The sequence below is a fragment of the Pseudomonas fluorescens group sp. PF-69 genome (assembly GCF_054481235.1).
Genome location: NZ_JBTMNC010000001.1, coordinates 2,965,560 through 2,987,947, shown reverse-complemented (window position 1 = coordinate 2,987,947; position 22,388 = coordinate 2,965,560). Strand labels below are relative to the sequence as shown.

The 22,388-nt window shown below is 60.7% G+C and carries 18 protein-coding genes, 1 tRNA gene and 1 pseudogene; 16 read left to right on the top strand and 4 right to left on the bottom strand.

The genetic code is table 11. The annotated features are described in order from the left end of the window. Positions 1-354 precede the first annotated feature (354 nt). From ACX3YF_RS13850 to ACX3YF_RS13775, 16 genes and pseudogenes are all read left to right on the top strand, one after another. Positions 355-819, top strand: coding sequence for a methylglyoxal synthase (locus tag ACX3YF_RS13850; protein ID WP_130211548.1), 465 nt, complete (start codon positions 355-357; stop codon positions 817-819). Between the two features lie 77 nt (positions 820-896). Next, on the top strand, positions 897-1,415 hold the full coding sequence (locus ACX3YF_RS13845) for an RNA polymerase sigma factor (RefSeq protein WP_047532469.1): 519 nt from the start codon (positions 897-899) through the stop codon (positions 1,413-1,415). Between the two features lie 38 nt (positions 1,416-1,453). After that, positions 1,454-2,419, top strand: coding sequence for a FecR family protein (locus ACX3YF_RS13840; RefSeq protein WP_458973829.1), 966 nt, complete (start codon positions 1,454-1,456; stop codon positions 2,417-2,419). A gap of 121 nt (positions 2,420-2,540) precedes the next feature. Continuing rightward, positions 2,541-5,129 (top strand): TonB-dependent receptor, encoded by a 2,589-nt coding sequence (locus ACX3YF_RS13835; protein ID WP_458973828.1) that lies wholly within the window; start codon positions 2,541-2,543, stop codon positions 5,127-5,129. A gap of 115 nt (positions 5,130-5,244) precedes the next feature. Next, positions 5,245-5,853, top strand: coding sequence for a biliverdin-producing heme oxygenase (locus ACX3YF_RS13830; RefSeq protein WP_196587013.1), 609 nt, complete (start codon positions 5,245-5,247; stop codon positions 5,851-5,853). A gap of 161 nt (positions 5,854-6,014) precedes the next feature. Further along, positions 6,015-6,404, top strand: a complete 390-nt coding sequence (locus ACX3YF_RS13825; RefSeq protein WP_449106178.1) for a YbaN family protein — start codon at positions 6,015-6,017, stop codon at positions 6,402-6,404. A gap of 114 nt (positions 6,405-6,518) precedes the next feature. Then, positions 6,519-7,886, top strand: a pseudogene (locus ACX3YF_RS13820) (methyl-accepting chemotaxis protein); the annotation flags it as partial. Between the two features lie 102 nt (positions 7,887-7,988). Next, a complete protein-coding gene (locus ACX3YF_RS13815; RefSeq protein ID WP_448647743.1) occupies positions 7,989-8,744 on the top strand; it encodes a methyl-accepting chemotaxis protein in 756 nt (251 codons plus the stop codon). Between the two features lie 100 nt (positions 8,745-8,844). Next, positions 8,845-10,194, top strand: a complete 1,350-nt coding sequence (locus ACX3YF_RS13810; RefSeq protein ID WP_458973827.1) for a CoA transferase — start codon at positions 8,845-8,847, stop codon at positions 10,192-10,194. 132 nt (positions 10,195-10,326) lie between these two features. Further along, a complete protein-coding gene (locus tag ACX3YF_RS13805) occupies positions 10,327-11,835 on the top strand; it encodes a sigma-54-dependent transcriptional regulator (RefSeq protein WP_130211546.1) in 1,509 nt (502 codons plus the stop codon). A gap of 377 nt (positions 11,836-12,212) precedes the next feature. Beyond that, positions 12,213-12,590, top strand: coding sequence for a glycine cleavage system protein GcvH (gene gcvH, locus ACX3YF_RS13800; protein ID WP_103406735.1), 378 nt, complete (start codon positions 12,213-12,215; stop codon positions 12,588-12,590). Between the two features lie 17 nt (positions 12,591-12,607). Further along, entirely contained in the window at positions 12,608-15,460 is a 2,853-nt protein-coding gene (gene gcvP, locus ACX3YF_RS13795) for an aminomethyl-transferring glycine dehydrogenase (protein ID WP_458973826.1), read from the top strand. A gap of 203 nt (positions 15,461-15,663) precedes the next feature. Beyond that, a complete protein-coding gene (locus ACX3YF_RS13790) occupies positions 15,664-17,040 on the top strand; it encodes an L-serine ammonia-lyase (protein ID WP_458973825.1) in 1,377 nt (458 codons plus the stop codon). A 36-nt stretch (positions 17,041-17,076) separates the two neighbouring features. Next, complete coding sequence (gcvT, locus tag ACX3YF_RS13785) at positions 17,077-18,201, top strand: glycine cleavage system aminomethyltransferase GcvT (RefSeq protein WP_458973824.1); 1,125 nt, start codon at positions 17,077-17,079, stop codon at positions 18,199-18,201. Between the two features lie 404 nt (positions 18,202-18,605). Further along, on the top strand, positions 18,606-18,818 hold the full coding sequence (locus tag ACX3YF_RS13780; RefSeq protein WP_010220199.1) for a cold-shock protein: 213 nt from the start codon (positions 18,606-18,608) through the stop codon (positions 18,816-18,818). A 95-nt stretch (positions 18,819-18,913) separates the two neighbouring features. Continuing rightward, on the top strand, positions 18,914-19,402 hold the full coding sequence (locus ACX3YF_RS13775) for an RDD family protein (RefSeq protein ID WP_130204611.1): 489 nt from the start codon (positions 18,914-18,916) through the stop codon (positions 19,400-19,402). A gap of 133 nt (positions 19,403-19,535) precedes the next feature. On the opposite strand, the gene nadA is transcribed toward ACX3YF_RS13775, so the two are convergent. The 4 genes from nadA to queE all read right to left on the bottom strand — a co-directional run bounded on the left by nadA (position 19,536) and on the right by queE (position 22,349). Next, a complete protein-coding gene (nadA, locus tag ACX3YF_RS13770) occupies positions 19,536-20,594 on the bottom strand; it encodes a quinolinate synthase NadA (protein ID WP_458944389.1) in 1,059 nt (352 codons plus the stop codon). 274 nt (positions 20,595-20,868) lie between these two features. After that, positions 20,869-20,944: transfer RNA gene (locus ACX3YF_RS13765), tRNA-Lys, on the bottom strand. Positions 20,945-21,007: 63 nt separating this feature from the next. Further along, a complete protein-coding gene (gene queC / locus ACX3YF_RS13760; protein WP_458973823.1) occupies positions 21,008-21,700 on the bottom strand; it encodes a 7-cyano-7-deazaguanine synthase QueC in 693 nt (230 codons plus the stop codon). Between the two features lies 1 nt (position 21,701). Beyond that, the gene (gene queE, locus ACX3YF_RS13755; protein WP_047532495.1) at positions 21,702-22,349 is read right to left on the bottom strand and encodes a 7-carboxy-7-deazaguanine synthase QueE; all 648 of its coding nucleotides are present in this window, start codon (positions 22,347-22,349) and stop codon (positions 21,702-21,704) included. Between the last annotated feature and the right edge of the window lie 39 nt (positions 22,350-22,388).

Below are 22,388 nucleotides of genomic sequence, written 5' to 3'. Positions count from 1 at the left end.
CGAGCCTGCTCGCGATGGTCGTGAACGATAACGCGGGGAACCTGATGCTCCGCGGTGTTCTCAAGTTCATCGCGAGCAAGCACGCTCCTACAAGGTGCACCCCCTGCCTGTAGGAGCGAGCCTGCTCGCGATGGTCGTGAACGATAACGCGGGGAACCTGATGCTGCGCGGTGTTCTCAAGTTCATCGCGAGCGGGCTCGCTCCTACAAGGTGCACCCCCTGCCTGTAGGAGCGAGCCTGCTCGCGATGGTCGTGAACGATAACGCGGGGAACCTGATGCCCCGCGTTGTTCTCTCGTTTATCGCGAGCGGGCTCGCTCCTACAAGGTGCATCTCATTTTTGGAGCCACAACCGATGATTGGCATCAGCTTTACGCAAAAGACCCTGGCGGCGCGCAAGCGTATCGCCTTGGTCGCCCATGACCACTGCAAGGTGTTCTTGCTGGATTGGGCCGAGCGGCAGAAAGATAAACTCGCCCGACACGAACTGGTCGCCACCGGTACCACGGGGTTGTTGCTGCAACAACGCCTCGACCTGCCGGTGGAGAGCATGATCAGCGGTCCGCTGGGCGGTGACCAGCAGCTCGGCGCGCGAATCGCTGAACAACGGGTCGACATGCTGGTGTTCTTCTGGGACCCGTTCGAGCCACAGCCGCACGACCCGGACATCAAGGCGTTGTTGCGCGTCGCGGCGGTCTGGAACATTCCAGTGGCGTGCAACGAATGCAGCGCCGACTATCTGCTCAGCAGCCCGCTGATGGATCAGGCGCATGGGCACCGGATTCCGGATTACGCGACCTATCTGCAGAATCGCGCATAAACCGGAACAAATCAGTGCTTGACCACCAAAGCGGATGATACGCATTATCATCCGCTTGAAATGGATCAGGTTCTCCCGTGAGTCAATCGCGCTTCAACGACGTCTTCATCACCCAGCGAATCACTCTGCTGCGCACGCTGGAGCGGATGGTCAACAACCACAGCACCGCCGAAGACCTGCTGCAGGAAACCTACCTGCGCGTGACCCGTGCGCTCAGCGAGCGGGCCATCGATCACCTTGAACCCTTCGTCTTCCAGACTGCCCGCAACCTGGCGCTGGACCATCTGCGTGCGCGGCGAATCCACTCGCGAACCATGGTCGATGACGTCCCGCTGGAAGTGGTGCAAAGCGTCGCCGCCCCGGCCGGCAATGCCGAAGATGCCGTCCATGCCGAACGATTGCTTGAGCGCTTGAACGTACGCCTCAGTCAACTCAGCCCTCGCCAGCAGCAGATTTTCATCCTCAGTCGCCTGCACGGTCACAGCTATCTGGAGATCGCCGAAAAGCTCGGTGTATCGCTGAGCACCGTGCAAAAGGAGCTGAAACTGATCATGACAATCTGTATGGGCGTCGCAGGACGCAGCTCGAAGCTTTAAGCTTGAAACTGCATTTCCTCCCCTGCCGAGAAAATACCGTGACGGACACCCAGCGCTTCCCTTCGCCCTCCCCGGCGCAGGACACTGCAGATGCGATGGACCAGGCCCTCGACTGGCTGATCGTGCTGGACAGCCCGAACGAAGAACAGACCCGCCAGTTCCAGCAATGGCTCGCGGCCGATCCGGCGCATGCCGATGCGTTCGCCAGGGCCCAGGCGATCTGGAATGGTCCGCAAATCACACAGTGCGCACAAAGCCTGGCCGCGCGCCCGACGAAAATCACCGTACTCTCGCGCCTGCGCCCCCACTGCAAACCCCTGGCCACCGCCGCCGTGCTGATCCTCGGCCTGTTCAGCTTCAGCAATTTGCCGATGCGCCTGCAGGCCGATCACCTGACCGTGGTCGGTGAACGCCAGCGCCTGCAACTGGAGGACGGCTCGAAAGTCCTGCTCAACACCAACTCGGCCTTTTCCAGCACCATCAACGACCAACAACGCGTGGCGCGGTTGTATCAGGGCGAAGCCTATTTCGAGGTGCCGCCTCATCCGGGACAACCGCTGGAAATCGACGCTGGCCTGGTCACGGCGAGCGTGCGGGATACCGCATTTGCCGTGCGTTATCTGGATGGTGTGACACAGGTTCGAGTGCAACGCGGGGACGTCGATCTGCGGGCCACTCGCGACGACGAACGCGTTCGCTTGAGCGCCGGAGAAAGCATTCGCATCGGCCCCAACGGGTTCGACCGCCCGGCCAAACTGGATGCCGCCACCGAACTGGCGTGGGTCCAGGGCCGACTGGTGTTCGAAAACTGTCCGTTGAGCCAGGTCCTCGCGGAACTGCGTCGCTACTACCCAGGCTGGATCATCAACAACAACGAGCGGTTGGCCAATGTCACGGTGACGGGGAATTACCGCCTCGATCAGCCGCTGGACGCCGTCCGCTCCCTTGCCCACATCACCTCCGCCAAACTCCAGGAGTTCCCGGCGCTGGTGATCCTGAACTAAATGAGAATTATTTTTACTCGATAGCCAAGCCTCGTACGTCTCGTTATAGCCAATGCAATTGATTCGCATCTTCGATGCCGATCAGCACCTATAAAGATTCGTGCGACACGGAGCGCTATCGATGTCCTCTCGCCTTACCCGCCAGTCCTCTTCACCTTCCCGCGTACTGTCGCTGCTGACCGCCGCCATTCTGATGGCCGGCAGTGCACCGCTCATGGCCGCCACGGCCGAACAGCCGAGCCGCAACATGGGCGACTATTCGTTCGCCATTGCGCCACAGTCGCTGGTGCCGGCGCTCAATGCGTTTACCGCTGTCACAGGCTGGCAGGTTGGCTTGCCCTCAGCGCTGGCCGAAGGTGTGGCGTCGCCGGGTGTACGCGGCTCACTGCCGCCAGAGAAAGCCCTCGATCGCCTGTTGGTGGGGACCGACCTGAGCTATCGCAAACTGGGCAATAACAACATCGTGCTGGAAAAGCGCGGCAACAGCGGCACCCTCAACCTGCAACAGGTGACCATCAGCGCCACCCGCCAGGAGCAGGACGTGAACAGCGTGCCCAGCACCGTCACCGTTCACACGCGCGAAGAGCTGGATCGCAACAACGTCAATACCATCAAGGAACTGGTGCGTTACGAACCGGGCGTTGCCGTGGGCGGTACCGGCACCCGTGGCGGAATCAGCGGCTACAACATCCGGGGCATCGACGGTGACCGGATCCTGACCCAGGTCGATGGCGTCGAAGTACCGGACGGCTTCTTCAACGGCCCTTACGCCAAGACCCAGCGCAACTACGTCGACCCGGAAATCGTCAAGCGTGTCGAAATCCTCCGCGGTCCGGCTTCGGTGCTCTACGGCAGCAATGCCATCGGTGGTGCGGTCAGCTACTTCACCCTGGACCCCGACGACATCATCAAGCCTGGCCAGGACGTCGGTGCACGGCTGAAGACCGGTTACAGCTCCGCCGACGACAGCTGGCTCAAATCCGCCACCGTGGCGGGCCGCGCCGATCAGTTCGATGGCTTGCTGCATTACAGCCAGCGCGATGGCCACGAAACCGAATCCTACGGCAGCAACAACGGCACAGGGCTGGCGCGTACCGCCGCCAACCCGGAAGACGTACGTGCCAGCAACGTGTTGGCGAAAGTCGGCTGGAACTATAAAGAAGATGCGCGCCTGGGCCTGGTCTACGAAAAGTACAAGGACGACCGCGACACCGACCAGAAAAGCGCTTATGGCGGCCCGTTCTTGAACGGCCGACCGACCATTGCGGCCAACATCTTGCCGGGCGGCATGTACCAGTGGCGCACCGGTAACGACACCATCACCCGCGAACGCTTCGGCCTGGAACACAGCTTCGCCCTCGACAGCCTGCTGGTGGACAACGTCAAGTGGAGCCTGAATCACCAGGTCGCCAAGACCGATCAGAGCACCGAGGAGTTCTACTACCCGATGTCACGCAAAGTGCTGCGGACCCGAGACACGGTCTACGAAGAAAAGCAGTGGGTCTTCGATGCACAACTGGATAAGACATTCAGCATTGCCGACACTGAACACCTGCTGACCTACGGCACCACCCTCAAGCAACAGAAAGTCACCGGATCACGCAGTGGCAATGGCACCTGCCTCGCGGTCTTCGGTAGCTGTCGGGTTGTCGGCGCCACCAGTGCCGCGGACGTGCTGAAAAAATCCAGCGACTTCCCGGACCCGACCATCAACACCTACAGCCTGTTCGCCCAGGACCAGATCAGCTGGAACCAGTGGACCTTCCTGCCTGGCCTGCGCTACGACTACACCGAACTCAAGCCGCACATTACCCGGGAATTCCTCAACACCGTGGCGGCTGACGGTCGCGGCACCGTCAGCGACGAGAACAAGACCTGGCACAAGGTGTCACCCAAGTTCGGCCTGACCTATGCCCTGACCGACGAGTACACCTGGTACGGCCAATACGCCGAAGGATTCCGCACCCCGACCGCGAAGGCGCTGTACGGGCGCTTCGATAACACCGCTGCCGGTTATCGCGTAGAGCCAAATCCGAACCTGGAACCGGAAAAGAGCAAAAGCTACGAGACCGGCCTGCGTGGCAACTTTGAGCAAGGCGTCTTCGATGTGGCGGTGTTCTATAACAAGTACCGCGATTTCATCAACGAAGATGCCATCACGCCGGGTTATGACGAGCCGACCTTCCAGAGCGCCAACATCAAGCACGCCACCATCAAAGGCGCGGAAGTCAAAGGTCGCCTGAACCTCGATGCCTTCGGTGCACCGCAAGGTCTCTACACCCAAGGTTCCGTGGCTTATGCCTACGGTCGCAACGACGACACCGGCGAGCCGCTCAACAGCGTCAATCCGCTGACCGGTGTATTCGGGCTCGGCTACGACCAGGACAACTACGGCGGATTGTTGAGCTGGACGCTGGTGAAAAAGAAAAATCGGGTCGACGACAGCAACTTCAAGTCGCCGGACGGCGTCAGCAGTCAGTTCAAGACCCCGGGCTTCGGCGTGCTGGACCTGAGTGGTTTCTACAAAGTCACCGACGATGTGACCGTCAGCGCTGGCATCTACAACCTGACCGACAAGAAGTACTGGTTATGGAACGACGTGCGCGGTTACGACAGCGTCGGCGAAGCCTCGGTGACGCAACCGGCCAACCTTGATCGCCTGACTCAACCGGGTCGCAACTTCGCGGTCAATCTGATCTGGGATATCTGATCCCGCCCTTCTCACGACGCCACTTCATTAAAAGCGGCGTCGTGAGGATTTTTTACTGTCGTGGGCCTGCTCATACGTCTCGTTACCAGGCTCTTCTTATTCTCAAGGATTTCTCATGACCACTCAGGAAACGGCTCAACGTCCGGTATTGCGCTCGCAACGCCTGAACCAGATCACCCACGAACCTCACACCCGACTCGATGCGTTGGTCAAAGCCCACGCACCCTTCGAAACCCAGGCCAACTTCGCCCGGTTCGTGGTGGCGCAGTATTTGTTCCAGTCCGAACTGGTGCCGCTGTACAACGATGCCGATTTGACCGCCATCGTTCCGGACCTGCCTGCTCGCTGTCGGGCCGAAGCGGCCATGGCCGACCTGGCGGACCTGGACACCGAAGTGCCGGGACCGGTCGCTGGCGCCCTGCACCATCCGAGTAAAGCCCAGGCACTGGGCTGGCTCTTCGTGTCCGAAGGGTCGAAGCTCGGCGCAGCCTTCCTGATCAAGCGCGCCGTCGGCCTGGGCCTGAGCGAAACGTTCGGCGCCCGCCACCTGGGCGAACCGGCCGGTGGCCGTGCTGAAGGCTGGAAAAGCTTCGTCAAAACCCTCGATGGACTGGAGCTCAGTGCCCAGGAGGAAGCCGAACTGGATAAAGGCGCCATCGACGCGTTCAACCGCTTCACCCTGTTGCTGGAACAGGCTTACGCCACGAAGGCTGAACCGGCCTGAGGTCACTCGATCCCTGTGGGAGTGAGCCTGCTCGCGATGACGGACTGGCATTCAAATCGGATGTCGCCTGCAAGACTGCTATCGCGGGCAAGCCCGCTCCCACAAGGGACCGAGTCAGCCTGTAAAATCCCGATCCGCCTCACACGCGCCCCTCTGAGAATATGCCGTCCTCATCAAAACTCACCCGTCTGCTGTTCGGCCTGCTGGCCTGCGTCAGCCTGGGTATCGGCCTGATCGCCATTGTCGTACCCGGCCTGCCAACCACCGAGTTCATCCTGCTGGCCGCCTGGGCGGCGACCAGAAGCTCGCCACGCTTGAGCGCCTGGCTGGAAAACCATCGGCTGTTCGGCCCCATTCTCATTCACTGGCGCAACGGCAAAATCATCGCGCGCCGGGCCAAGGTCAGCGCCACCGTCAGCATGCTGCTGTGTGCCACGCTGATGCTGGTGATGCTCGATCATGGCTGGCCGATCTACCTGGCGATGGCGGGCATGGGCCTGGGCAATGTGTGGATCTGGTCGCGCCCCGAAACACTGCCGAAATCTTCCTGAATCAAACCGCTGTTTTTCCTGTTTTTTATACGATTTTCGGTACATTTTCCCGCGCAAACGTTTAGCAGCTACCGTTCGTCGGAATCACCCTCATGCAATGACCACCCCTCGCCGATGTGGATTGAATACGCTGAATGGATTTGGCGAATCGAGTCGGCCCGGACTCAAAGCCAACACCTCATCCATTCGCGAGTTCGCCCTATGTTCGACTCACTGTCCATCCGCCTGAAAATTGTCCTGCTCTCCGGTCTGTGCCTGCTTGGCGTGGTCGCGCTGATCGAGGGCATGAACGTCTACCAGACCGATCAGAACAATGCGCTGGTCAGTTCCTCCAGCAGCCAGATGCTCACCAACAGCGTGCAGGATTTGCTGCAGGCCAAGGCTGCCGAGCAAGCGGTGCGGGTGCAGAAGGCATTTGGCGAGACCCTGACGGTGGTGACCGCCCTGGCCGATCAGGTCAAGGACATGCGCAACCTGGCCGCCAAGCGCTCCCTGGAGCCCGGTGCCCTGCGAGAAGAACTGAACCAGAGCCTGAAAACCGCGTTCGAGCGCAACAGCAAAGTGCTGGGGATCTGGATCGCGTTCGAACCCAACGGCCTGGATGGCAAGGACAGCGAGTTCGCCAATGACGCCACTCACCAGTCCAACGAAGTCGGACGTTTTGCCACCTACTGGAGCCGTGCCGGGGGAGAATCGCTCAACACGGTCTTGCTCGAAACGGACATGAACAAGACCACCCTGACCCTCAGCGGCACGCCGTATAACATCTGGTACACCTGCCCCCGGGACAACAAGCGCGCCTGCCTGCTCGACCCGTACGCCGATACCATTGGTGGCAAGGAGGTGTTAATGACCACCGTTTCCGTACCGCTGCTGGTGGATGGCAAATCCATCGGCGTGGTGGGCATCGACATCGCCCTCAACACCCTGCAAGCAGCGGCTGTCGACTCCCAGCGTGACCTGTTCAATAGTGCCGGGCACATGCTGATCACCTCCGGTACTGGCGTGGTGGCGGCCTACAGCATCGATGCTGCCAAAGTCGGCAAAAGCATCGACGACACCCTGGGCGCCGACGGCAAGGACATTCTGCAATTGCTCAGCGGTGGCGCTCCGAAAATTCTCCAGCAAGGCGACCTGATCCGTGCGGTTTACCCGGTCAGCCCGATCCCTGACGCCAAGGCCTGGGGCGTGGTGATCGATTTGCCCAAACAAGTGTTGCTGGCCGACTCGGTGAAGCTGCAAGCGGTGCTCGATGACGCCCAGCAAAGCGGCACGATCAAAGCCATTGGCGTGGCGATCATTGCCGGCCTGATCGGCTTGCTGTTGATCTGGCTGACGGCTTCGGGTGTCACCCGGCCGATCAATAGCGTGGCCCAGATGCTCAAGGCGATTGCCAGCGGCGACGGCGACCTGACCCAACGCCTGCACTACAGCAAGAAGGATGAGCTGGGTGAACTGGTCAGCTGGTTCAACCGCTTCCTCGACAAGCTGCAACCGACCATCGCGCAGATCAAGCAGAGCATTACCGATGCTCGCGGCACCGCCGATCAGTCTGCGGAAATCGCCCGCCAGACCAGTGAAGGCATGCTGGTGCAGTTCCGCGAAGTCGACCAGGTCGCCACCGCCTCCAACGAAATGAGCGCCACGGCCCACGACGTTGCCAACAGCGCATCGAACGCGGCGAATGCGGCCAAGGGCGCCGACCAATCGGCCCGCGATGGCATGCAGATCATCGAGCGCAGCACCCGCGACATCAATCAACTGGCCGACGAAGTCAGCAAGGCCGTGACTGAAGTGGAAGCCCTGGCGGTGAACAGCGAGCAAATCGGATCGGTGCTGGAAGTGATCCGCAGCATCGCCGAACAAACCAACCTGCTGGCGCTCAACGCCGCGATTGAAGCCGCCCGGGCCGGCGAAAGCGGTCGCGGTTTTGCCGTGGTCGCCGACGAAGTGCGCAACCTGGCCAAACGCACCCAGGACTCGGTGGAAGAAATTCGCCTGGTGATCGAACGTATCCAGAGCGGCACCCGCGGTGTGGTCGCCACCATGCATTCGAGCCAGACCCAGGCGCACAGCAATGCCGGGCAGATCCAGCAAGCCGTGCAGGCACTGAGCAAGATCAGCGACGCGGTCACCGTGATCAGCGACATGAACCTGCAGATCGCCAGCGCCGCCGAACAGCAAAGCGCCGTGGCCGAAGAGGTCAATCGCAACGTCTCGGCGATCCGCACCGTCACCGAAACCTTGACCGGGCAGGCCAATGAATCGGCGCAGATCAGCAGCCAGCTGAACAACCTGACCACCCACCAGATGAAACTGATGGATCAGTTCCGCGTATAGAGCCCCCCCGCTGGGAGCGAGCAAGCTCGCTCCCACAGGATTTCATCCGGCCTGCCCCCTATTTGTTCTATGCTCGGGCTCTCGCTCCGGAGGGCCTTCGATGACTGATCTACTCACGTCCATTCAAGCCGCACTCGGCTTGCCCCGCACCCAGGTTTCATTCACCGCCAGTGGCGCCCTGCCCTCGGCCTTTGCCGTCACAGACCTGGCGTGCGCCAGCATCGCCGCCGCCGGCCAGGCCGTCAGTGAATTGCTGCACCAGCAAACCGGTCGCTTGCCCGGGGTTGAAGTCGATCGCCGCTTAGCCTCGTTCTGGTTCTCCTCCTCGATCCGCCCGGTGGGCTGGAGTGTGCCACCGCTGTGGGACCCCATCGCCGGTGACTATGCCACCCGGGACGGCTGGATTCGCCTGCACACCAATGCTCCCCATCACCGCGCCGCCGCCGAAACCGTGCTTGGTGCCTGTGCCGATCGATCCGCGATGGCGAGCAAAGTGGCGCAATGGGCCAAGGGCGACCTGGAGCAGGCGGTGGTCGATGCCGGAGGTTGTGCCGCCGAAATGCGTACGTGGGCGCAGTGGCAGTCTCACCCGCAAGGCATGGCAGTCAATGCAGAACCGCTCATCCAGTTCGACCGTCACGGCAACCACGAGGGCAAACCGTGGCGAGGTTCGGTGGCACAGCCCTTGGCCGGGATCAAAGTGCTGGACTTGACCCGTGTGCTCGCCGGCCCTGTTGCCAGCCGTTTTCTGGCCGGCCTCGGCGCCGACGTCTTGCGTATCGATCCACCGACCTGGAACGAACCCGGCGTGGTGCCGGAAATGACCTTGGGCAAACGTTGCGCGCGCCTCGATCTGCACGACAAGGCTGATCGCAGCGTGTTCGAAAAGCTGCTCAAGGATGCCGATATTCTGCTCCACGGCTACCGCGCCGATGCGCTCGAAGGGCTGGGATACGGCATCGTCGAACGGCAAAAACTCGCCCCCGGCCTGATCGATGTCTGCCTGAACGCCTACGGCTGGAGTGGCCCGTGGCAAAACCGTCGAGGCTTCGACAGCCTGGTGCAAATGAGCAGCGGCATTGCCGAGGCCGGCATGCGCTGGAAGTGCGCGGACAAGCCGACACCTTTACCACTGCAAGCGCTGGATCACGCCACCGGCTACCTGATGGCGGCCAGTGTGATCAAGCTGCTGGCTGAACGCTTGAGCAACGGCCGTGGTGGATCGGCGCGGCTGTCACTGGCGCGCACGGCAAAGTTGCTGATCGACAATGGACCCGGGACCGAAGCGTTATTGCGCGCAGAGGACGAAGGCGATCAGGGACTTGTGCTCGAGCAGACCACCTGGGGGCCGGCGCATCGGCTGCAGGTTCCATTGAAGATCACCGGTACCCCCCTGCAGTGGACGATCGCGGCCTCTGAATTGGGTTCCCACCGCGCGCAGTGGTGGTGACGGTCAGATAGCCTTCACGAGCAGGCTCGCACAAGGTTTGTCATTACCCATAAATTGTGCGCGGGATTTCACCATTGGCCCGCGCCAAGGCATACTTGCCCCCCCTCGCCGTCCAGAATTCATTAGCGTCCCATGCGTATCCACGTCAGCTTCATCGACCGCGTCGGTATCACCCAGGAAGTCCTGGCCTTGCTCGGTGGGCGCAATCTCAATCTGGATGCGGTGGAAATGGTGCCGCCCAACGTTTATATCGACGCCCCGACCCTGAGCGCGGAAGTCCTCGAAGAGCTGCGTGATGCGCTGTTCAGCGTGCGTGGGGTGCAAGCGGTGACGGTGGTCGACATCCTGCCCGGCCAGCGTCGGCACTTGCAGCTCGACGCGCTGCTCGCGGCCATGACCGATCCGGTGCTGGCGCTGGACAGTGCCGGCAAGGTGTTGCTGGCCAACCCGGCCCTGATTGCCCTGTACGGTCGCGAGCCGGCCGGCGAAAGCGTCGCCGACCTGTTCGGCGACCCGGCCCTGCTCGATACATTGCTCGAATACGGTTTCCGGTTGCCACTGCGGGAAATTACCGTCAACGGGCAGACATTACTGCTGGACGCCACGCCCATCACTGACGCTGGCGCGCTGCTGACCCTGTATCAACCGAACCGCATCGGCGAACGCCTGTCGGCGCTGCATCACGATCATGCCGAAGGCTTCGATGCGCTGCTGGGCGAGTCGCCGGCGATTCGCACGCTCAAGGTTCGCGCACAACGGGTGGCAGCCCTCGATGCGCCTCTGCTGATCCAGGGCGAAACCGGCACCGGCAAGGAATTGGTGGCCCGGGCTTGCCACGCCATCAGTGCGCGACACAACGCTCCGTTTCTGGCATTGAACTGTGCTGCATTGCCGGAGAACCTCGCCGAAAGCGAACTGTTCGGCTATGCCCCCGGCGCGTTTACCGGTGCGCAACGGGGCGGTAAACCGGGGCTGATGGAACTGGCGAACCAGGGCACGGTGTTTCTTGATGAAATCGGTGAGATGTCGCCCTACCTGCAAGCCAAGTTGCTGCGCTTCCTCAACGACGGCAGTTTCCGGCGGGTCGGCGGTGATCGGGAGGTGAAGGTCAACGTGCGGATCCTCAGTGCGACCCACCGCGACCTGGAAAAAATGGTCAGCGAAGGCCTGTTCCGTGAAGACCTGTTCTATCGACTCAATGTGCTCAATGTCGAAGTCCCGCCCCTGCGCGAGCGCGGTCAGGACATTCTGCTGCTGGCCCGCTATTTCATGCAGCAGGCATGCGCACAGATCCAGCGTCCGGTCTGTCGCCTGGCGCCGGGCACCTATCCGGCGCTACTGGGTAATCGCTGGCCGGGTAACGTCAGGCAACTGCAAAACGTGATCTTCCGCGCCGCCGCCATATGCGAAAGCAGCCTGGTGGACATCGGCGACCTCGACATCGCCGGCACGTCGGTGGCGCGCCAAAGCGACCATGAAGTCGACAGCCTGGAACAGGCGATGGAGGCGTTCGAAAAAGACCTGCTGGAAAAACTCTACGTCAGCTACCCCTCGACCCGGCAATTGGCCAGTCGCCTGCAAACCTCCCACACCGCGATTGCCCACCGTTTGCGCAAGTACGGCATTCCCAACAAGCCCTGACGCCGCCCACGCCTGAATCACCGCATATCCCGTGGGAGCAAGCGCGCTCCCACGGGTTTCGTGTCCAGCAAAAAATCACTCTAAAAGCGACCTTCATCTGTACTGAAAGCGCTACAGCGTAACGATATCGCTACACTCACCCCCAACCAGCGCCGTGCAAGGCTTTGATCCCTCTAGGCTTTTTTCTTTGTGCCCAACCGTAGCGATTTCGCTACAGTCAACGTTGTCCGCGCCTCTCGAAATACCCATAAACAATTGATTAATAACAAGAAATCAACATTGGCCGCGTTTTTGCTTAGTAACCCTTCATAAATCAGGGCATTGCCCAAGCATTCAATAGCGTCCACCAGACGAGTCTGGCCCCCTTAGGAGTTTCCATGAGCGAGTTGCGTTTTACTGAAGATCACGAATGGCTGCGCACCGAAGCTGACGGCACGGTTACTGTCGGCATCACCGTTTTCGCGCAGGACGCATTGGGCGACGTGGTTTTCGTACAACTGCCTGAGCTGCAGTCCTACGACAAAGGCGCTGAAGCCGCCACCGTGGAATCGGTCAAAGCCGCCAGCGGCGTGTACATGCCACTGGACGGTGAAGTGCTGGAAGTGAACCCTGCGCTGGACAGCAGCCCTGAGCTGGTCAACGAAGATCCGCTGGGTGAAGGCTGGTTCTTCCGCTTCAAGCCAAATGACGCCTCGGCTGTTGCCCAACTGCTGGATCAGGACGCCTATGACCGTCTGATCAAAGCCAACGCCTAAGCCTGAGGAGCGCTGACATGACTCAAGTAAGCCTGACAACAGCCAACGAATTCATCGCCCGCCACATCGGCCCGCGCGCCGGCGACGAGCAAGCGATGCTCAACAGCCTCGGCTTCGACTCGCTGCAAGCCCTGAGCGCCAGCGTGATTCCCGACAGCATCAAGGGCACCAGCGTGCTCGGCCTGGAAGACGGCCTGAGCGAAGCCGACGCCCTGGCGCTGATCAAAGGCATCGCGGCCAAGAACCAGCTGTTCAAGACCTACATCGGCCAGGGTTACTACGGCACGCACACGCCGTCGCCGATCCTGCGCAATCTGCTGGAGAACCCGGCCTGGTACACCGCCTACACCCCGTACCAGCCGGAAATTTCCCAGGGTCGCCTCGAAGCGCTGCTGAACTTCCAGACCCTGATCAGCGACCTCACCGGCCTGCCGATCGCCAACGCCTCGCTGCTCGACGAAGCCACCGCCGCCGCCGAAGCCATGACCTTCTGCAAGCGCCTGAGCAAGAACAAGGGCAGCCACCAGTTCTTCGCCTCCGTGCATTGCCACCCGCAGACCCTCGACGTGCTGCGTACCCGTGCCGAGCCGTTGGGCATCGAGGTGGTGGTCGGCGACGAGCGTGAACTGAGCGACGTGACGCCGTTCTTCGGCGCCCTGCTGCAATACCCGGCGAGCAACGGTGATGTGTTCGACTACCGCGCATTGACCGAACGTTTCCACGCCGCCAACGCCCTGGTGGCGGTGGCCGCCGACCTGCTGGCCCTGACCCTGCTGACCCCGCCGGGCGAATTCGGCGCCGACGTGGCCATCGGCAGCGCCCAACGCTTCGGCGTGCCCCTGGGCTTCGGTGGCCCGCACGCGGCGTACTTCTCCACCAAGGATGCATTCAAGCGCGACATGCCGGGCCGTCTGGTCGGTGTCTCGGTGGACCGTTTCGGCAAGCCGGCGCTGCGCCTGGCGATGCAGACCCGCGAGCAACACATCCGCCGCGAGAAGGCCACGTCCAACATCTGCACCGCGCAGGTGCTGCTGGCCAACATCGCCAGCATGTACGCCGTGTACCACGGTCCGAAAGGCCTGACGCAGATTGCCAACCGCGTGCATCAGCTGACCGCGATCCTGGCCAAGGGCTTGAGCGCTTTGGGCCTGAACGTTGAGCAGGAACACTTCTTCGACACCCTGACCCTGGCCACCGGCGCGCAAACCGCCGCGCTGCACGACCAGGCGCAAGCCCGGCAGATCAACCTGCGCGTAGTCGATGCCGAGCGTCTGGGCCTGTCCCTCGACGAAACCAGCACCCAGGCCGACGTCGAAACCCTGTGGGCCCTGCTGTCCAACGGCAAAACCCTGCCGGACTTCACCGCCCTCGCCGCTTCGACTCAAGCGACCATTCCGGCCGCACTGGTGCGTCAGTCGCCGATCCTCAGCCACCCGGTGTTCAACCGCTATCACTCGGAAACCGAGCTGATGCGCTACCTGCGCAAACTGGCGGACAAGGACCTGGCACTGGATCGCACCATGATCCCGCTGGGCTCGTGCACCATGAAACTCAACGCCGCCAGCGAAATGATCCCGGTGACCTGGGCCGAGTTCGGCGCCCTGCACCCGTTCGCCCCGGCCGAGCAAAGCGCCGGCTACCAGCAACTGACCGATGAACTGGAAGCGATGCTCTGCGCCGCCACCGGTTACGATTCGATTTCCCTGCAGCCAAACGCCGGTTCCCAAGGCGAATACGCCGGCCTGCTGGCCATTCGTGCCTACCACCAGAGCCGTGGCGAAGACCGCCGCGACATCTGCCTGATCCCGTCCTCGGCCCACGGCACCAACCCGGCCACCGCCAACATGGCCGGCATGCGCGTGGTGGTCACCGCCTGCGATGCCCGTGGCAACGTCGACATCGAAGACCTGCGCGCCAAGGCCATCGAGCACCGCGAACACCTCGCGGCGCTGATGATCACCTACCCGTCGACCCACGGCGTGTTCGAGGAAGGCATCCGCGAAATCTGCGGCATCATTCATGACCACGGCGGCCAGGTGTACATCGACGGCGCCAACATGAACGCCATGGTCGGCCTCTGCGCCCCGGGCAAGTTCGGCGGCGACGTCTCGCACCTGAACCTGCACAAGACCTTCTGCATTCCCCACGGCGGTGGCGGCCCGGGCGTCGGCCCGATTGGCGTGAAATCGCACCTGGCGCCGTTCCTGCCAGGCCACGCGCAAATGGCGCGCAAAGAAGGCGCGGTGTGCGCCGCGCCGTTCGGCAGCGCGAGCATTCTGCCGATCACCTGGATGTACATCCGCATGATGGGCGGCGCCGGCCTCAAGCGCGCCTCGCAGCTGGCGATCCTCAACGCCAACTACATTTCCCGTCGCCTCGAAGAGCACTACCCCGTGCTCTACACCGGCAGCAACGGCCTGGTGGCGCACGAGTGCATCCTCGACCTGCGTCCGCTGAAAGACAGCAGCGGCATCAGCGTCGACGATGTGGCCAAGCGTCTGATCGACTTCGGCTTCCACGCCCCGACCATGTCGTTCCCGGTGGCCGGCACGCTGATGATCGAGCCAACCGAAAGCGAATCCAAAGAAGAACTGGACCGCTTCTGCGACGCCATGATCCGCATCCGCGAAGAAATCCGCGCGGTGGAAAACGGCACCCTGGACAAGGACGACAACCCACTGAAAAACGCCCCGCACACCGCGGCGGAGCTGGTGGGCGAGTGGTCGCATCCGTATAGCCGGGAGCAGGCGGTTTATCCGGTAGCGTCGCTGATCGAAGGCAAGTACTGGCCACCGGTCGGCCGGGTCGACAACGTCTTCGGCGACCGCAACCTGGTTTGCGCCTGCCCGTCGATCGAAAGCTACGCTTAAACGAATGAGGGGGCGGGTTTGCCCGCCCCCACTTTCAAGAACACCACAAAACCCTGTAGGAGCTGGCTTGCCAGCGATGAGGGTGGATCAGTCTACGTATCTGTTGCCTGACCCACCGCCATCGCTGGCAAGCCTGCTCCCGCAGGGAATGCATCAAGCCAGAATTTCCGTCCATTCCTATAACAAGAAACCGGAGAACAACCATGTCGTTAAGCGTGTTCGACCTGTTCAAGATTGGCATCGGCCCTTCCAGCTCCCATACCGTCGGCCCGATGCGTGCCGCCGCGCGTTTCGCCGAAGGCTTACGCCGTGACGGACTGCTGACAACGACGACCTGCGTCAAGGTCGAGCTCTACGGTTCGCTGGGTGCCACCGGCAAGGGCCACGGCAGCGACAAGGCTGTGTTGCTCGGCCTGGAGGGCGAACACCCGGACACCGTAAACACAGAAACCGTCACCGCCCGCCTGCATGAGATTCGCGGCAACGGACGCTTGAACCTGCTCGGCGAACACAGCATTGCGTTCAACGAGAAAGAACACCTGGCCATGATTCGCAAGCCGTTGGCCTATCACCCTAACGGCATGATCTTCCGCGCGTTCGATGCGGCAGGCCTGCAAATTCGCAGCCGCGAGTACTACTCGGTCGGCGGCGGGTTTGTCGTCGATGAAGACGCTGCAGGCGCCGACCGCATCGTTGAAGATGCCACGCCCCTGACCTTTCTCTTCAAAAGTGCCAAGGACTTGCTCGGTCACTGCACCACCTATGGCTTGTCGATCAGCGAGGTGATGCTGACCAACGAAAGCGCCTGGCGTCCGGAAGCGGAAACCCGCGCCGGTCTGCTGAAAATCTGGCAAGTGATGCAGGACTGTGTCGCCGCCGGTTGCCGCAACGAAGGCATCCTGCCTGGCGGCTTGAAGGTCAAGCGTCGTGCGGCAGCGCTGCATCGGCAATTGTGCAGCAACCCCGAGTCCGCCTTGCGCGATCCACTCTCCGTGCTGGACTGGGTCAACCTCTACGCCCTGGCCGTGAACGAAGAAAACGCCAACGGCGGACGCGTGGTCACGGCCCCCACCAACGGTGCGGCCGGGATCATTCCGGCCGTGCTGCATTACTACATGCGTTTTATTCCCGGCGCGAACAATGACGGGGTCGTGCGTTTCCTGCTGACCGCTGCGGCCATCGGCATCCTGTACAAGGAAAACGCCTCGATCTCGGGCGCCGAAGTCGGTTGCCAGGGTGAGGTGGGCGTGGCGTGCTCCATGGCGGCCGGCGCGCTTTGCGAAGTCCTCGGCGGCAGCGTTCAGCAAGTGGAGAACGCCGCTGAAATCGGCATGGAACACAACCTCGGCCTGACTTGCGACCCGATTGGCGGACTGGTGCAGGTGCCTTGCATCGAGCGCAATGCCATGGGATCGGTCAAGGCCATCAATGCCGTGCGCATGGCCATGCGTGGTGACGGCCAACATTTCGTCTCCCTCGACAAGGTCATTCGTACCATGCGCCAGACCGGCGCCGACATGAAAAGCAAATACAAGGAGACCGCCCGTGGCGGTCTCGCGGTCAACATTATCGAGTGCTGATGTGCACTCACCTGCACACTTTTTCAGGAGCTGAATATGTCCACCGAACAACTGTTGAAAACCCCGTTGCACGCCCTGCACATCGAGCTCGGCGCACGCATGGTTCCGTTCGCGGGCTATGACATGCCTGTGCAATACCCGCTGGGCGTGATGAAAGAACACCAACACACCCGCGACCAGGCCGGCCTGTTTGATGTGTCGCACATGGGCCAGATCCGCCTGACCGGTGCCAACGCCGCCAAGGCCCTGGAAACCCTCGTGCCAGTGGACATCATCGACCTGCCAGTGGGCATGCAGCGCTACGCGATGTTCACCAATGAGAGCGGTGGCATCCTCGACGACCTGATGGTCGCCAACCTGGGTAACGACGAGTTGTTCCTGGTGGTCAACGCCGCCTGTAAAGATCAGGACCTGGCGCACCTGCGCAAGCACATCGGCGATCAATGCACCATCGAGCCACTGTTCGAAGAACGCGCGCTGCTCGCTCTGCAAGGCCCGGCGGCCGTCACTGTCCTGGCACGCCTGGCGCCGGAAGTGGCAAAGATGACATTCATGCAGTTCACTCGAGTGAAGCTTTTGGGCGTGGAGTGTTTTGTCAGCCGCTCGGGCTACACCGGTGAAGACGGCTTCGAAATCTCCGTACCGGCACAAAACGCCGAAGCCCTGGCCCGCGCCCTGCTGGCCGAACCTGAAGTCGAAGCCATCGGCCTTGGCGCGCGCGACTCGCTGCGCCTGGAAGCCGGCCTGTGCCTGTACGGCCACGACATGAACACCGACACCACTCCGATCGAAGCCAGCCTGTTGTGGGCCATCTCCAAGCCACGCCGTACCGATGGCGCGCGAGCCGGTGGCTTCCCTGGGGCTGAGACGGTATTCGCTCAACAACAGACCGGCGTCGGCCGCAAACGTGTCGGCCTGCTGCCACAGGAACGCACCCCGGTGCGCGAAGGCGCAGAGATCGTCAACGAAGCCGGCGAGATCATCGGCAGCGTCTGCAGCGGCGGTTTCGGGCCGACCCTTGGCGGTCCTTTGGCGATGGGTTACCTCGACAGCGCTTATATCGCGCTCGATACGCCGGTTTGGGCGATTGTTCGTGGGAAAAAGGTTCCTTTGCTTGTAAGCAAAATGCCATTTGTTCCACAACGCTACTATCGCGGCTGATTGACTGTTCCTATAAGTAACGCGGTTGCGTTAACAGTGCACTAATGTGTAACGCAACCGCCATAAAATAGTGCACTGTTTGAATCTAAGCTTCGATTATGAACTTTGCTTATAACGATCGAAAACAATTGAACAAGCATAACGAATAACGCACCCACTAACCGACCGGAAAATTGCTCAAACTGAGGAAAACCGGGGGCTTTGCGGGGGCTTGTTTTTTCTCCCGTAGTTGGCGTAGAGTTTGTTCACTGTGTTTGCATGGGTCGCTTGGAATCGTGACCTGGGCAGTAGCCTACAAGTTAGCTACATCCCGTTCGACGTCTTCTTACTCTCCTGCAACCAGCCCCAGTACTCTTTCATGAGAAGGAGGCTGTCATCAATTTTAGCGTCAAAGGAAATAAGAAATGTCCCAACGTCAGAGCGGTACCGTCAAGTGGTTTAACGACGAGAAAGGTTTTGGTTTTATCACTCCAGAGAGCGGTCCGGATCTGTTCGTGCATTTCCGCGCTATTCAGGGCAACGGCTTCAAGAGCCTGAAAGAAGGCCAAAAAGTGACTTTCATCGCTGTGCAAGGCCAGAAAGGCATGCAGGCTGACGAAGTCATCGCAGAAGCCTAATTTTCTGTAACGAAAAAGCCCCTGATGCTGACATCAGGGGCTTTTTTGTGCGCGCAAATCCGTAAAATGGCTTCTTTTTTCGCCGAGAGCCTGCCATGTCGAAACACCTGCTTACTCCTCAGGGCGATTTCCCTGTCGCTGGCCTGGGTCGTCGCCTGGCCGCGATGTTCTACGACTTCCTGCTGTGTACCGCGCTGCTGATAGTCACTAGCGGCATCTACAAGATGATTCAAATGGCGATCATCGGCGAAGACAAAATGCGCGCCCTCACCGAATCCGGCGCACTGGATGGCGATCCACTGCTGTCGACAGTGCTCCTGTTCGTACTGTTCGGCTTTTTCGCCAAGTTCTGGACCTGGTCTGGGCAGACGCTGGGGATGCAGGTCTGGTGCATCCGCGTGCAGAATGCCGACGGCTCATCCATCAGCCTGTGGCAAGCTTTGTTGCGCTTCGTGGTGGCCATCGCATCGCTGCTATGTGTCGGCCTGGGTTTTTTCTGGTCGCTGTTCGACAAGCAGAAACGCAGTTGGCATGACATGTATTCCAATACTCAACTGGTGCGGATTCCAAAGAAATCCAAATAAATTCGGACCGCACAAATCATTGTGGGAGCGAGCCTGCTCGCGATGGCGGCGTATCAGTCAACATGCACGTGACTGACAGTCCGCTATCGCGAGCAGGCTCGCTCCCACCGTTTTTTCTACTCGCTGATTGATCTCAGGCGTTGCCCGCCAGTTTCATCCGCGCAGCCTGGGTGAAATCGAGCATGCGCTTCAGCGGTCGAATCGCCTGTGGTATCAGCGCAGGATCAACAAAGATCTCATTCGCCCCCTCCTTCAAGCTCTTCAGCGTGCGCTCAAGGGTATTCATCGCCATCCATGGGCAATGTGCGCAACTGCGGCATGCCGCGCCGTTACCGGCCGTTGGCGCCTCGATAAAGACCTTGTCCGGACACAGCTGCTGCATCTTGTAGAAGATGCCACGGTCAGTGGCGACAATCAGAGTCTTGTTCGGCAGGCTCTGCGCCGCCGCGATCAGCTGACTGGTGGAGCCAACGGCGTCCGCCAGTTCGATCACCGACGTCGGCGATTCCGGGTGCACCAGAATCGCCGCCTCGGGATACAGCGCCTTCATGTCTTCGAGCTGCTTGGATTTGAATTCCTCGTGAACGATGCAGGCACCATCCCAAAGCAGCATGTCGGCGCCGGTCTGGCGCTGAATGTAGGTGCCAAGGTGCTTGTCCGGGCCCCAGATGATCGTTTCGCCGTTATCCATGAGGCTCTCGACGATCTCCAGCGCGCAGCTGGACGTCACCACCCAATCCGCCCGGGCTTTGACCGCTGCCGACGTGTTGGCATAAACCACCACCGTACGCTCGGGGTGCTGATCGCAGAACGCGGAAAACTCGTCGACGGGGCAACCCAGGTCCAGCGAACAAGTCGCTTCCAGGGTCGGCATCAGGATGCGCTTTTCCGGGTTGAGGATCTTGGCGGTTTCGCCCATGAACTTCACACCGGCGACCACGACGGTCTTGGCCGGATGGGCATTGCCGAACCGGGCCATCTCCAGCGAGTCGGAGACACAGCCCCCGGTTTCTTCAGCCAGGGCCTGAATGATCGGATCACAATAGAAGTGAGCCACCAGCACTGCGTCCTGAGCCTTGAGCTCGGCAGCGATGGCGGCACGGTAATAGGCTTCCTCATCGGCGGTCAGCGGCTTGGGCTGCTTGGCGTCGAGGTGGGCTTGAACCAGAAGGCGTTCGGAAATCTGCGTCATGTTCGCAAGACCTGCAGGCGCATTCGCGCGAAAGTCGAGTATACACCCGGCTCCGGACCCTTCAGGGGGTACCGCCGGGAAAGTGGGTATTCATCAGGCACGGACAGTGTTGAAGCTGGGCAAGGCTACAGAATATCCCGGGGATGCAAAAGATGATTCTGACCTGCGTCATGCAGTGCAGCCCAAGAACGGGACGGACCTAAATCGCGGGCAAAAAAAAATCCGGAAATCCTCACTTTCGTGGGCCTTCCAGACTTTTAAAACAGCTTGAAAATGGTGGGTCGTGTGGGATTCGAACCTACGACCAATTGGTTAAAAGCCAACTGCTCTACCAACTGAGCTAACGACCCGCTGTGTGGTGGCGCGTATAATACTGATTTTTAAGGACTATTCAACACCTTTTTTAAAATAATTCAAAAATAAGGTGTCGGGTCGCTGATTCCGGCCGCCGCAAAGCCTTCCGCACGCAGTCGGCAGCTGTCGCACTTGCCGCAGGCACGGCCATTATCGTCAGCCTGATAGCAGGAAACGGTCAGGCTGTAGTCCACACCGAGCTTCACGCCAGCCTGGACGATCTGCGCCTTGCTCAGGTTTTGCAGTGGCGCCTGGATGCGGAACCCCTGCCCTTCTACGCCGGCTTTGGTAGCCAGATTGGCCATGCGCTCGAACGCTTCGACGAACTCGGGACGGCAATCCGGGTAACCGGAGTAGTCGACTGCGTTCACGCCGATAAAGATGTCACGCGCGCCCAGCACTTCCGCCCAACTCAGCGCCAGCGAGAGAAACACCGTGTTGCGTGCCGGGACGTAAGTCACCGGAATGCCTTCGCTCGGCGCTTCCGGCACGTCGATGCTGCTGTCGGTCAATGCTGACCCGCCAATGCCATTCAGGTTCAGTCCGATCACCTTGTGCTCGACCACACCCAGATCACGAGCAACACGTTCGGCAGCGTGCAATTCGGCACGGTGCCGCTGACCATAGTCGAAGCTCATGGTGTAGCAGCTGTAGCCATCGGCGCGGGCCATGGCCACGACAGTCGCCGAGTCCAAACCTCCGGAAAGCAGGATGACCGCACGTTTTTCAGCAGTGTTCAGTTGTTCTGTCATATCAGCGCCCCGGCTCGTCGTTCCAAAGATATTTATGCAGCTGCAATTGCAGACGCACTGGCAGGTTGTCCGCCACCACCCAGTCAGCCAGGTCCCGAGCATTAAGGTCATGGTGACTAGGCGAGAACAGGACTTCGCCGGCGCGCCGATCAAGACCGTACTGGATCAATTTGGACACGGACCAGTCATAGTCTTCCCGCGAGCAGATGACGAACTTCACCTGATCGTTGGGCGTGAGCAGCTCAATGTTCTCGTAACGGTTGCGATGCGCCTCGTTCGAACCTGGCGTTTTCAGGTCGACGACGCGACTGACGCGGGAATCTACCGCCGATATATCGAGAGAACCACTGGTTTCCAGTGACACTTCGTAACCGGCATCGCACAACCGCTTGAGCAATGGAATGGCATTGGGTTGTGCCAGAGGCTCGCCGCCGGTGACACAGACATAACGCGGACGGAAACCAGCCACTTGCTCGAGAATATCGTCGAGCGTGCGGATGGTTCCGCCGGTGAAGGCGTAGGCACTGTCACAGTATTGGCAACGCAACGGACAACCGGTCAGACGCACAAAAACAGTGGGCAGGCCGGCGGTCCGAGTTTCACCCTGCAACGAGTAGAAAACTTCGGTGATTCTCAATGTGTCTTGCATAGTCGCCACGGGCGTAACAGCTAAACAGGCTGTCCGCCT

Excerpts from the sequence above, each read along its gene's own strand:
- ACX3YF_RS13850 (WP_130211548.1), top strand. The coding sequence starts at position 355 with ATGATTGGCATCAGCTTTACGCAAAAGACCCTGGCGGCGCGCAAGCGT.
- ACX3YF_RS13835 (WP_458973828.1), top strand. The coding sequence starts at position 2,541 with ATGTCCTCTCGCCTTACCCGCCAGTCCTCTTCACCTTCCCGCGTACTG.
- ACX3YF_RS13830 (WP_196587013.1), top strand. The coding sequence starts at position 5,245 with ATGACCACTCAGGAAACGGCTCAACGTCCGGTATTGCGCTCGCAACGC.
- ACX3YF_RS13825 (WP_449106178.1), top strand. The coding sequence starts at position 6,015 with ATGCCGTCCTCATCAAAACTCACCCGTCTGCTGTTCGGCCTGCTGGCC.
- ACX3YF_RS13815 (WP_448647743.1), top strand. The coding sequence starts at position 7,989 with ATGCTGGTGCAGTTCCGCGAAGTCGACCAGGTCGCCACCGCCTCCAAC.
- ACX3YF_RS13810 (WP_458973827.1), top strand. The coding sequence starts at position 8,845 with ATGACTGATCTACTCACGTCCATTCAAGCCGCACTCGGCTTGCCCCGC.
- ACX3YF_RS13805 (WP_130211546.1), top strand. The coding sequence starts at position 10,327 with ATGCGTATCCACGTCAGCTTCATCGACCGCGTCGGTATCACCCAGGAA.
- gcvH (WP_103406735.1), top strand. The coding sequence starts at position 12,213 with ATGAGCGAGTTGCGTTTTACTGAAGATCACGAATGGCTGCGCACCGAA.
- gcvP (WP_458973826.1), top strand. The coding sequence starts at position 12,608 with ATGACTCAAGTAAGCCTGACAACAGCCAACGAATTCATCGCCCGCCAC.
- ACX3YF_RS13790 (WP_458973825.1), top strand. The coding sequence starts at position 15,664 with ATGTCGTTAAGCGTGTTCGACCTGTTCAAGATTGGCATCGGCCCTTCC.
- gcvT (WP_458973824.1), top strand. The coding sequence starts at position 17,077 with ATGTCCACCGAACAACTGTTGAAAACCCCGTTGCACGCCCTGCACATC.
- ACX3YF_RS13780 (WP_010220199.1), top strand. The coding sequence starts at position 18,606 with ATGTCCCAACGTCAGAGCGGTACCGTCAAGTGGTTTAACGACGAGAAA.
- ACX3YF_RS13775 (WP_130204611.1), top strand. The coding sequence starts at position 18,914 with ATGTCGAAACACCTGCTTACTCCTCAGGGCGATTTCCCTGTCGCTGGC.
- nadA (WP_458944389.1), bottom strand. The coding sequence starts at position 20,594 with ATGACGCAGATTTCCGAACGCCTTCTGGTTCAAGCCCACCTCGACGCC.
- queC (WP_458973823.1), bottom strand. The coding sequence starts at position 21,700 with ATGACAGAACAACTGAACACTGCTGAAAAACGTGCGGTCATCCTGCTT.
- queE (WP_047532495.1), bottom strand. The coding sequence starts at position 22,349 with ATGCAAGACACATTGAGAATCACCGAAGTTTTCTACTCGTTGCAGGGT.